This window comes from Caulobacter sp., assembly GCF_035254145.1.
GTDB lineage: Bacteria > Pseudomonadota > Alphaproteobacteria > Caulobacterales > Caulobacteraceae > Caulobacter.
Genome location: NZ_DATFAV010000205.1, coordinates 1 through 9,971, shown reverse-complemented (window position 1 = coordinate 9,971; position 9,971 = coordinate 1). Strand labels below are relative to the sequence as shown.

At 67.9% G+C, this 9,971-nt stretch carries 11 protein-coding genes and 1 pseudogene; 6 read left to right on the top strand and 6 right to left on the bottom strand.

From position 1 onward, the window contains the following. Positions 1-121: 121 nt before the first annotated feature. Both argS and VJ655_RS12520 read right to left on the bottom strand, forming a co-directional pair. Positions 122-1,924 (bottom strand): arginine--tRNA ligase, encoded by a 1,803-nt coding sequence (gene argS, locus VJ655_RS12525; protein ID WP_324111523.1) that lies wholly within the window; start codon positions 1,922-1,924, stop codon positions 122-124. After that, positions 1,921-2,613, bottom strand: a complete 693-nt coding sequence (locus VJ655_RS12520; RefSeq protein WP_324111522.1) for a Tat pathway signal sequence domain protein — start codon at positions 2,611-2,613, stop codon at positions 1,921-1,923. The genes argS and VJ655_RS12520 overlap by 4 nt, the downstream gene beginning before the upstream one ends. 144 nt (positions 2,614-2,757) lie before the next feature. Between VJ655_RS12520 and ispH the strand changes: the two genes are divergently transcribed. Next, a complete protein-coding gene (ispH, locus tag VJ655_RS12515; protein WP_324111520.1) occupies positions 2,758-3,717 on the top strand; it encodes a 4-hydroxy-3-methylbut-2-enyl diphosphate reductase in 960 nt (319 codons plus the stop codon). Here the strand turns inward: ispH and VJ655_RS12510 are convergent. Both VJ655_RS12510 and VJ655_RS12505 read right to left on the bottom strand, forming a co-directional pair. Beyond that, a complete protein-coding gene (locus VJ655_RS12510; RefSeq protein ID WP_324111518.1) occupies positions 3,714-4,103 on the bottom strand; it encodes a type II toxin-antitoxin system death-on-curing family toxin in 390 nt (129 codons plus the stop codon). The genes ispH and VJ655_RS12510 overlap by 4 nt on opposite strands. Further along, positions 4,100-4,327, bottom strand: coding sequence for an AbrB/MazE/SpoVT family DNA-binding domain-containing protein (locus VJ655_RS12505; RefSeq protein WP_324111516.1), 228 nt, complete (start codon positions 4,325-4,327; stop codon positions 4,100-4,102). The genes VJ655_RS12510 and VJ655_RS12505 overlap by 4 nt, the downstream gene beginning before the upstream one ends. 80 nt (positions 4,328-4,407) lie before the next feature. On the opposite strand from VJ655_RS12505, the gene thrB reads away from it, so the two are divergent. From thrB to VJ655_RS12480, 5 genes are all read left to right on the top strand, one after another. Beyond that, positions 4,408-5,361 (top strand): homoserine kinase, encoded by a 954-nt coding sequence (thrB, locus tag VJ655_RS12500; RefSeq protein WP_324111514.1) that lies wholly within the window; start codon positions 4,408-4,410, stop codon positions 5,359-5,361. Next, positions 5,358-5,804: a ribonuclease HI gene (rnhA, locus tag VJ655_RS12495; protein ID WP_324111512.1), complete on the top strand. Its 447-nt coding sequence runs from the start codon at positions 5,358-5,360 to the stop codon at positions 5,802-5,804. Before thrB ends, rnhA begins: the two co-directional genes overlap by 4 nt. Before the next feature lie 123 nt (positions 5,805-5,927). Continuing rightward, entirely contained in the window at positions 5,928-7,130 is a 1,203-nt protein-coding gene (locus VJ655_RS12490; protein ID WP_324111510.1) for a hypothetical protein, read from the top strand. 6 nt (positions 7,131-7,136) lie between these two features. Beyond that, complete coding sequence (locus tag VJ655_RS12485; RefSeq protein ID WP_324111509.1) at positions 7,137-8,285, top strand: glycosyltransferase family 4 protein; 1,149 nt, start codon at positions 7,137-7,139, stop codon at positions 8,283-8,285. A 130-nt stretch (positions 8,286-8,415) separates the two neighbouring features. Beyond that, positions 8,416-8,892 carry a recombinase family protein gene (locus VJ655_RS12480; protein ID WP_324111507.1) on the top strand — a complete coding sequence of 159 codons (477 nt, stop codon included), beginning with the start codon at positions 8,416-8,418 and terminating at the stop codon, positions 8,890-8,892. Positions 8,893-8,992: 100 nt separating this feature from the next. Here the strand turns inward: VJ655_RS12480 and VJ655_RS12475 are convergent, their stop codons facing one another. Then, entirely contained in the window at positions 8,993-9,754 is a 762-nt protein-coding gene (locus tag VJ655_RS12475; protein WP_324111505.1) for an ABC transporter permease, read from the bottom strand. After that, positions 9,751-9,971 (bottom strand): annotated as a pseudogene (locus VJ655_RS12470) (multidrug ABC transporter ATP-binding protein); the annotation flags it as partial. The gene VJ655_RS12475 and the pseudogene VJ655_RS12470, both read right to left, overlap by 4 nt.

Below are 9,971 nucleotides of genomic sequence, written 5' to 3'. Positions count from 1 at the left end.
GGCGCTGCTGGCCAAGCAGTTGCGGCTGGTTCTGGTCGCCCAGCAGTATCTCGAACGCGGCGGCGTCGAGGACCTGCTGGCGGTGCTGAAGGATCTGGAAGGCGCCTGACGACGCCCTCCATCACATCCGTTCCGGCGCCGCGATGCCCAGCAGGTCCAGCGTCAGCTCCAGCTGGCGCAGGGTCGTTTCGGCCAGCGCCAGGCGCGAGGCGCGCAGGGCGTCGGTCTCGGCGCTCATGATCGGGCAGGCGGCGTAGAACCTCGAGAAGGTCTGGGCCAGCTTGTAGGCGTGCTCGGCCACGAAGTTCGGAGCCTTCTTATCGTAGGCCTCCTGCAGCGCGCCCTCGAAGGCGTCGAGCAGCATGGCCAGGTCCCGCTCGGCCTGCTCACCGATGACGATCTGACCCGCCGTCGCGCCGGCCTCGGCGGCCTTGCGCAGCACGCTCTTGATGCGCACCGACTGGTACAGCAGGTACGGGCCGGTCTTGCCCTCGAAGCTGGTGAAGCGGTCGAGGTCGAAGACGTAGGACGTGCCGCGGAAGTTCTGCAGGTCGGCGAACTTCAGGGCCGCGACGCCGACCTTGTGGGCCGTGTCCTCGAACTGTTCTTCGGAGAGCTCGGCGCCGAGACCCGCTTCATGCAGGCGCTCGCGGGCCTTCTCGCGGGCCATCTCGATCAGGTCATGCAGCTTCAGAACGCCGCCGGCGCGGGTCTTGAAGGGCTTGCCGTCCGTCCCGTTCATGGTGCCGAAACCGATGTGCTCCAGCGAACCCTCGGTCGCGTAGCCGGCGAGATAGGCGGCCCGGAACACGGTCTCGAAGTGCAGGGCCTGACGCTGGTCGACGCAGTAGAGGATCAGGTGCGGGTCGAACGACTGGCGGCGATCCAGGATGGTGGCCAGGTCGGTCGTGCCGTACATGGCCGAACCTTCCGACGAGACCACCAGCAGCGGCGGCACGTCCTGCTTGTCGTCCTCGCGGGCGACGCGGACGATGCGCGCGCCCTGGTCCTCGACCAGGAGACCCTTGGCCTCCAGCTGGCCGACCATCGGCTCGATCAGGTCGTTGACGTCGCTCTCGCCCTTCCAGAGGTCGAAGTCGACGCCCAGGGCGTGGAACTCGCGCTCCAGGGCCACGCGGCTGACCTTGACGAAGTGGCTCCACAGCACGCGGTAGCCGTAGCGGCCGTTCTGCAGCTCGGCGGTGGCCTTGCGGGCGCGCTCCTTGAACGCGGCGTCTTCCTTCTGGCGCAACGAGGCGGCCGGATAGATGCGGTCCAGGTCAGCCAGGCTGATGCGGGCGTCGAGCTCGGCGTTCAGAGCCGCCACGTCGGCGGGATCGGCGCCGGCGGCGGTCTCCGGCAGCCTTTCGACCAGGGCGCGGATCTCCGCATCCTCCTCGAGGATGGCGCTGATCAGCAGGCCCATCTGGAAGCCCCAGTCGCCGAAGTGGGCGTCGCCCAGCACCTCGTCGCCTCGGAAGCGGTACAGGCGCTTGATCGACTCGCCGATGATCGAGGCGCGCAGGTGGCCAACGTGCATCGGCTTGGCGACGTTGGGACCGGCGTAGTCGATCAGCACGCGGCGCGGAGCCTCGAGCACCTGGGCGCCCGTGCGCGCGTCGGCGGCGATCTCACCGGCCCGGGCCGACAGAGCCGCGTCGGCGACCCGCAGGTTGATGAAGCCCGCGCCGGCGATCTCGACCGAGGCCAGGCGCGGATCGGCCTTCAGGATCTCGACCACCTGGGCGGCGATCTCGCGCGGGTTGCGCTTGGCGCTCTTGGCCGCCGCGAGGGCGCCGTTGCACTGGAAATCGGCCAGGTCGGGACGGTCGGAGGCGGTGACGCGTCCGAATTCGGGAGGAAGTCCGGCGGCCTGGAAAGCGGCCGCGGCCGCCTCGCTCAAGGACCGCTTCAAATCGTTCATTGCTTGGGGGTCGTCCCTGGCTGGATTTGGGCTTGGCCGGCGTTGACGCGGAAGCGCTTGCCGTCGCGGTTGAAGGCGGCCATCTCCGGCGTCACGTCGAAGCCCAGCAGGACTTCGAAATTGCTGCCGCTGACCTTGGAGTCGGCGCGCGGAATGGTGATCTGCTCGATGGTCTCACGCGCGTAGGTGCGATCCTGCCCCGACGCGAACGTGACCGGCAGGTCGAAATATTCCTTGGCGATCACGGCCTGGTTCCGCTCGGTCACGGCCACCCAGTAGCGGTAGACGTGCTTGTCGCCCTCGGCCTGCGGGCCGCGGCCCAGCTGGAACAGGGCCTCGATCCGGATCTTGATCGGCTCGTCGCCCTTGTAGGCGCAGCCCGAGGCGATGCTCTGGATTTCACCGGTGAAGCCAGCCTGCGAGGCCGATTCCTTGCCGTCCTTGAACTCGACATAGCGGCTGGCGTCGTACAGCACCTTCACATAGGGGCACGGGCCGGCGTTGCGCAGCTGGGCCAGCGGCGCCTTGGGCTGGTTCCACTCCTCGTCGCGCTTCTTCTTCTTGGCCGCCTGGTCATCGTCGCCGCCGCCCTGGTCTCCGCGCGATTGGGCGTGAGCGATCGTCGCCGTCGTCGCGGCGATCGAGACGGCCATCAGGGCGCTGAGGGCGAGCGAGAAGGTGCGGCGCATGAAACGTCCGGTCCGAGAAAAACAAGAGCCAAGCGGGGCCATGGTCCCCGATCGGCGTCATGCAGCCTGATAAAGGCATATGCGTGACGTCGCAACGACGCAGACTCCTGGCGCCCGACAGCCGGAACCACTAGTTTCCGGCCCATGAACGCCCAGTCCCCGATCCGCCGCCCGATCTCGCTCGTGCTGGCAAGCCCGCGCGGGTTCTGCGCCGGCGTCGATCGCGCCATCCAGATCGTCGAGCGCGCCGTCGAGAAGTTCGGCGCGCCGGTCTATGTCCGCCACGAGATCGTCCACAACCGCCACGTGGTCGACCGCCTGAAGGCGATGGGCGCGGTGTTCATCGAGGAGCTGTCCGAGGCGCCCGACGATCGCCCGGTGGTGTTCTCGGCCCATGGCGTGCCCAAGTCGGTGCCGGCCGAAGCCAAGTCGCGCGAGATGATCTATCTCGACGCCACCTGCCCGCTGGTCTCCAAGGTCCATGTCGAGGCCCAGAAGCACTACGACGCCGGCCGCGAGATCGTGCTGATCGGCCACGCCGGCCACCCGGAGGTGATCGGCACCATGGGCCAGCTGCCCGACGGCGCGGTCACCCTGATCGAGGACCTCAAGGACGCCGCCGCCTGGACGCCCAAGGACGCCGGCAACGTCGCCTTCCTGACTCAGACCACTCTGTCGGTCGACGATACGGCCGACATGGTCGCCCTGCTGCGCGAGCGCTTCCCCGGCATCGCCGCCCCGCACAAGGAGGACATCTGCTACGCCACAACCAACCGGCAGGACGCCGTGCGGCGGCTGGCCGAACAGGCCGAGCTGGTGTTGGTGGTGGGCTCGAAGAACTCGTCCAACTCCGTGCGCCTGAAGGAGGTCGGCCTGAAGGCCGGCGCCCGCGAGGCGCACCTGATCGACGACGCGGCGGGCGTTGACTGGACCTGGTTCGACGGCGTCTCGCGCGTCGGCCTCACCGCCGGCGCCTCGGCTCCGGAAGACCTGGTGCAGGGCGTCATCGACGCCATCGCCGCCCGCTTCGACACCACCGTCGAGGAACTGGTCGAGGCCCGCGAAACGATTACGTTCAAGCTGCCGCGGCTGCTGACGGCCTAGACGACGCGGGTGCGGAGCCATTCGGTTAGGGTGGGGATGTCGAGTTCACCGGCGGCGAGCTTGAAGATGGTCAATGCCGCATCCGTTTGATCCGCCTTCAGCCTCAAGCCGTTGAGCCGCAAGAACAGCGCCATTGCATGAAATGCAGCGCGTTTGTTGCCATCGACAAACGGGTGATTTCCGGAGATCGCCACCGCATAGGTCGCGGCAAGCTCCAAGACGTCGGCGAGCGCCTCGTAGTGGAAACGATTCTTGGGCCGCTCCAGCGCGGACTCCAAGAGACCCCCATCGCGGACGCCCGATGGGCCACCATGCACAGCAAGACTACGCTCGTGCAGCACCTTCAAGGCTTCGATACGAACCCAAATGGGCTCGGCGGCGCTCATTTTGCCAGTGCTCGGAAGGTGTCTCGATACTCGTCCATGATCTCTTCGCCCAACTCGATCTGGCGAGCGACTTCGGGATCATAGGGCGCGATCTGCATTCCCCCGCCCGGGGCTTCGGTCAGGTAGAGCGTGTCGCCTTTTTCGACACCCAGCTTGATGAGGGCCTCCTTGGGCAGCACCACGCCGACGGAGTTGCCAATCTGGGAAAGCTTTAAGGCGATCATGGGCAAGCTCCGACGTTATTACGGATGTTATACCTCAACGTCCTCTTGACCGCCAGCGTCCGCTCCCGCATCCCCGCGTCATGGCCGTCTATACCGACATCACCGACGACGAACTCGCCGCCTTTCTCGAAGGCTACGACCTGGGCGTGCCGCTGGCGTTCAAGGGGATCGCCGAGGGCGTGGAGAACTCCAACTTCCTGCTGGAGACCGAGAAGGGCCGCTATATCCTCACCGTCTACGAGCGGCGGGTGAAGGCCGACGACCTGCCCTATTTCCTCAACCTGCTGACCTGGCTGGCCGACAAGGGCTATCCCAGCGCCCGGCCTATCCCCGACCGCAAGGGCGCGACCCTGGCCAGCCTGCGCGGCAAGCCGGCGGCGATCGTCGAGTTCCTGCCGGGCCTGTCGGCGCGCCGCCCCACCGTCGCCCACTGCCGCGAGGCGGGCGAGGGCTTGGCCTGGCTGCACCTGGCCGGAGAGGGCTATCCCGCTCGTCGCGCCAACGACCTTGGCCAGACGGCCTGGGCCCCGCTGTTCGCCAAGCACCGCAAGGCGGCCGAGGACCTGAAGCCCGGCCTGGCGACGACGATCGACCAGGACCTGGCCCAGCTGTCGCTGATGTGGCCCCGGAACCTGCCGTCGGGCGTGATCCACGCCGACTATTTTCCCGACAACGTCTTCTTCAAGCCGGACGGCAAATTCGCCGCGACGATCGATTTCTATTTCGCCTGCGACGACGCCTACGCCTACGACGTGGCCGTGACCCTGAACGCCTGGTGCTTCGAGCCCGACGGCAGCTTCAACATCACCGCCGCCAAGGCGCTGCTGAACGGCTACGAACGCCGCCGGCCGCTGAGCCCGGCCGAGAAGGAGGCCCTGCCGATCCTGGCGCGCGGGGCGGCCATGCGCTTCTTCCTGACCCGCCTGGCCGACTGGGGCGCGACGCCCGCCGGCGCCCTGGTCAAGCCCAAGGACCCGCTGGAGTACGAGCGCAAGCTGGCCGTCCACCGCGAGGGCCTCGTGCTGTTCGCATGACGCCCAAGGTCACGATCTACACCGACGGGGCCTGCAAGGGTAATCCGGGCCCCGGCGGCTGGGGCGCCATCCTGTTCTACGGTGACAAGAAGAAGGAAATCTGCGGCGGCGAGCCGGGGACGACCAACAACCGCATGGAGCTGATGGCCGCCATCCAGGCGCTGGAGCTGCTGAACCGCCCCTGCAAGGTCGAGCTGCACACCGACAGCCAGTACGTCATGAAGGGCATCCAGGAGTGGATCCGGGGCTGGAAGGCGCGCGGCTGGAAGACGGCCGACAAGAGCCCGGTCAAGAACGACGACCTGTGGAAGCGGCTCGACGCCGCCCGCTCGCGCCATGACGTCGACTGGCGCTGGGTCAAGGGCCACGCCGGCCATCCGCTGAACGAGCGCGCGGACGAACTGGCCAACCAGGGCCTGCGCGAGGCCAATCCGCGCTTCTGACCCGCGCCGGCGCCCTTATCCGACAAGACACTGTCACGAGTTGATCCTGGGACCGCCCACGACGTCCGTCGGCCGGGCAAGCGGAGCCTTGAGGCGGTCTGACGTCCCCGTCGTCATCATGGCATGCGGATCGGCTTCCTCTTCAATCACGACCAGGTGCACCAGGTCGCCCACAGCCTGCCCATCGCCTTGGCCTTGGCGCGTGGACGGCCGGATCTGGAGATCATCGTCGCCACCACCAATCGACGCCTGAGCGCCGAGGTGATCCGTCTCGCCGACGGCATGATCGGCGCGGGGCTGCGGCTGGTCGAGCTGGGCCTGAAGCCGGGGGCTTCAAGGACCATGGCCAACGCGTTGGAGGCGTTGATCCCGGCCGGCAAATTGCTGGTCTATCGCGACAACCTCGACTTCTTCCGGTCGCTCGACGTCCTGGTGGTGGCCGAGAAGACCTCGCTGCTGCTGAAGACCCGCTACGGCCTGAAGGACCTGAAGATCGTCCATACGCGCCACGGCGCGGGCGATCGCGCGATCGGCTTCGACAAGGCCAGCGCGGGCTTCGATCACGTGCTGGTCTCCGGGCCCAAGATCCGCGAACGACTGATCAGCGACGCCGGCGTCGATCCCCGAACCATCTCGGTCGTCGGCTATCCCAAGTTCGACCTCGCGCCGCCGCGCCCAAGCCTGCCCTTCGTCGACGACCGACGCCCCGTGGTGCTCTACAATCCGCACGTCTCGCCACACCTGTCGTCCTGGTACGACGAAGGGCGCGCCGTCCTCGACTGGTTCGTCGAGCACGACGAGTATCAGTTGATTTTCGCGCCGCATGTGATGCTGTTCGAGCGGCCTTTCGTGGTGACGATCGACAAGCTGCGGATCGACCGCGCGGGCCGGATCGCGGACAAGTATCTCCGCGCCGAGAATATCCACATCGACCTGGGCAGCCGGGCGTCCACGACCATGACCTACACTCAGCGCGCCGATCTCTATCTGGGAGACGTCAGCAGCCAGGTCTACGAGTTCCTCCTCCATCCGCGCCCCTGCGTGTTCCTGAACACGCACCGGTTCGAGTGGCGCGGCGATCCCAACTTCACCCATTGGCGCGCGGGGCCGGTGATCGAGCGAGCCGCCGATCTCGGCGCGGCGCTGGTGCACGCCCAGGAAGAGCACGAAACGATCTGGCGTCCCGTCCAGGAAGAGCTCTTCAATCAAAGTTTCGATCTGACGCCGGAGCCCTCTTCGGCGCGGGCCGCGCGGGCCCTGGCCCGTTTCGCCGGCCTCGACTGGCCCGAGCCCGTCGCAGCGCCGACGATGGCTGTCGCGGGATAGAAGGCCATGCGGATCGCCTATGTCATCAACTCCCTGGAAGGCGGCGGCGCGGCCGCGCCGGTGCCGGCGGTCACCCGGGTGCTTCGCGATCAGGGCGCCGAGGTCGAGGTCTTCGCCCTCCTGCCACGCGACCGGCGCGCGCTGGCGGGCATGGAGGCCGACGGCCTAGTCGTCCACGTTCGCGAGGGGCGGGAGAAGGACCACCTCGCCGCGCTGACATGGCTGGACCGCCAGATCGCCGCCTTCCAGCCCGATCTGATCTGGACCTCGCTGACCCGCGCGACGCTTCTTGGCCAGCTCGTGGGCCTGCGTCGGCGGTTGCCCGTCGTCAGTTGGCAGCACGCCGCGTTCCTCAAGCCGGCCAACCGCATCCTGCTGCGAAACGCCCAGAGGCTGAGCCAGCTGTGGATCGGCGATTCCAACAACGTCACCTGCCTGACCGCCCGGCGCCTCGGCGTGCCGCCCGAGCGCCTGACGACCTGGCCGCTGTTCGCCGCCAATGGCGCCGCGCCCGTGGCCAAGCCCTGGAGCCCCGGCCAGACCGTCGAGCTCGGGTCGCTGGGCCGCCTGCACCGCGTGAAGGGCTACGACGTCCTGATCGAGGCCCTGGCGATCCTGAAGGCGTCGCATTTCGCGCCGCCCGCGCCGTTCAGGGTCCGGATCGCCGGCGACGGCGCGCAACGGGCGTCCCTGGCCGCCAGGATCGCCGCCGCCGGCCTCGACAATGTCGAGCTGGTCGGCTTCCAGGAGCAGCCGCGCGCCTTCCTGGCCAGCTTGCATGGCTATCTGCAGCCGTCCCGCTCGGAGGGACTGTGCATCGCCGCCCACGAGGCCATGGAGGCGGCCTTGCCAATGGTCGTCTCGGCGGCCGGCGAGATGCCGTTCAGCGTCCTGGACGAGCGCACGGGCTTCGTCGTCGCCCCCGACGATCCCGAGGCCCTGGCCGAGGCCCTGCGGCGGCTTCTGAGCCACCCAGAGCGGCTCGCGGCCATGGGCCAGGCTTCGCGCGAACGGGTGCTGGAGCGGTTCGGGGCCGCCCGGTTCGCGCGCACGGGCGCCGAAATCTATGGACGCCTGCCGCTCAGCCGCGCCAAGCTCCGAGGGCGCGGCCCGCATCGATCGGCAGTCCGGCCCGCGAGCGGTCGGTCCGCTTAACGCGGATCAGGGTGACCTCTCCCGCCGCCGACAGCGCTTCCGGTCCGGAGCGTCCGGGTTTGGCGAAGGCAGCTGTGGACGGCGGCGAAATCCTCTCGCCAAGGACGGGCGGGTTTGCCAAGCACCCAGGATGAAACTCGTCGGCTACTACCGCGTGCCGCCCGTGCGCGGGATCTTCTTCAGCCCCGCCCAGGAAGAGCGTCTGCTGCTGCTGGGCTGCGAGGAGGTGTTCAGCGACCGATGCCTGAACTCCGGCGTCGTGCGGCCCGGCCTGACGCGGGCGCTGGACGCGCTGGAGGACGGCGGCGCCGTGGCCACGCCCAGCCTCCACGCCCTGGCGGGCGACATGGCGGGCCTCATGGACGTGGTGCTGAAGCTGGAGGCGCGCGGCCTGCACCTGATCGTCCAGCAGCCAGAGATCGACACGCGCGCGGACCCCGGCTTCTTCGAGGCCTGCCGCGCGCTGGCGGGGTTCAACGGCGAACGGCCGATGGTCCGCGCCGCCGAGGCGGCCCTGGTCGCCCGGGGCGCGGCCGGCGGGCTGAAGGGGCTGAAGGCGGAGGCGCCGGCCCAGACCGACGACGCTCCGCCTTCCGCCGAGGACTAGAGCATTTTTCGAGCGAAGTAGCCCCGGTTCGCGTGAAGAAAAATGCGCTAAAACAAAAGACTAGAGTTCACGGCCTGACGCGGTCAGGTCGTGAAATGCTCTAGACCTTCAGCCGGTAGCCGGTCTTGAAGATCCAGGCCACGCCCGTCAGGCAGACCGCCAGGAACACGGCGGTCATGGTCAGGCTGACGCCGACGCCGACGTCCGACTGGCCGTAAAAGGCCCAGCGGAAGCCGCTGATCAGATAGACCACCGGGTTGAACAGGGTGATCTTCTGCCAGATCGGGGGCAGCATCTTGATCGAGTAGAAGCTGCCGCCCAGGAAGGTCAGGGGCGTGACGATCAGCGCCGGCACGATCTGCAGTTTCTGGAAGTTGTCGGCCCAGACGCCGATGATGAAGCCGAACAGGCTGAAGGTCAGCGAGGTCAGGACCAGGAACAGCACCATCACGAACGGGTGGGCGATCTCGAACGGCACGAAGATCCGCGCCGTGGCCAGGATCAGCAGGCCCAGGCAGATCGACTTGGTCGCCGCCGCCCCGACATAGCCGGTGACCGCCTCGTACCAGGCGACCGGAGCCGACAGCAGCTCATAGATCGTGCCGGCCCACTTGGGCATGTAGATGCCGAACGAGGCGTTGGAGATGCTCTCGCTGAGCAGCGACAGCATGATCAGGCCCGGCACGATGAAGGCGCCATAGCTGACGCCCTCGATGGCCTGCATGCGCGAGCCGATCGCCGAGCCGAACACCACGAAATAGAGGGATGTCGAAAGGACGGGAGCGATGATGCTCTGGGCCAGGGTGCGGAACCACCGCGCCATCTCGAAGCGGTAGATGGCCTTGATCGCGAACAGGTTCATTGCGGGGCCCTCACCAGGCTGACGAAGATGTCCTCCAGCGAGCTCTGGTCGGTCTTCAGGTCCTTGAACTCGATCCCGTGCTCGGCGAGGCGCTTGAGGAGGTCGGCGATGCCGGTGTCCTCGGCCTGGGCGTCGAAGGTGTGGACAAGGTCGGCGCCGTCGTTGGCGAGGGCCAGGTGCGGATCGGCGAGACCGGCCGGCAGGGCCGCCAGCGGCT

What these genes read in the sequence shown, in the direction of transcription:
- rnhA (WP_324111512.1), top strand. Translation starts at nt 5,358, where the DNA reads ATGACGCCCAAGGTCACGATCTACACCGACGGGGCCTGCAAGGGTAAT.
- VJ655_RS12485 (WP_324111509.1), top strand. Translation starts at nt 7,137, where the DNA reads ATGCGGATCGCCTATGTCATCAACTCCCTGGAAGGCGGCGGCGCGGCC.
- VJ655_RS12520 (WP_324111522.1), bottom strand. Translation starts at nt 2,613, where the DNA reads ATGCGCCGCACCTTCTCGCTCGCCCTCAGCGCCCTGATGGCCGTCTCG.
- ispH (WP_324111520.1), top strand. Translation starts at nt 2,758, where the DNA reads ATGAACGCCCAGTCCCCGATCCGCCGCCCGATCTCGCTCGTGCTGGCA.
- argS (WP_324111523.1), bottom strand. Translation starts at nt 1,924, where the DNA reads ATGAACGATTTGAAGCGGTCCTTGAGCGAGGCGGCCGCGGCCGCTTTC.
- VJ655_RS12490 (WP_324111510.1), top strand. Translation starts at nt 5,928, where the DNA reads ATGCGGATCGGCTTCCTCTTCAATCACGACCAGGTGCACCAGGTCGCC.
- thrB (WP_324111514.1), top strand. Translation starts at nt 4,408, where the DNA reads ATGGCCGTCTATACCGACATCACCGACGACGAACTCGCCGCCTTTCTC.
- VJ655_RS12505 (WP_324111516.1), bottom strand. Translation starts at nt 4,327, where the DNA reads ATGATCGCCTTAAAGCTTTCCCAGATTGGCAACTCCGTCGGCGTGGTG.
- VJ655_RS12510 (WP_324111518.1), bottom strand. Translation starts at nt 4,103, where the DNA reads ATGAGCGCCGCCGAGCCCATTTGGGTTCGTATCGAAGCCTTGAAGGTG.
- VJ655_RS12480 (WP_324111507.1), top strand. Translation starts at nt 8,416, where the DNA reads ATGAAACTCGTCGGCTACTACCGCGTGCCGCCCGTGCGCGGGATCTTC.
- VJ655_RS12475 (WP_324111505.1), bottom strand. Translation starts at nt 9,754, where the DNA reads ATGAACCTGTTCGCGATCAAGGCCATCTACCGCTTCGAGATGGCGCGG.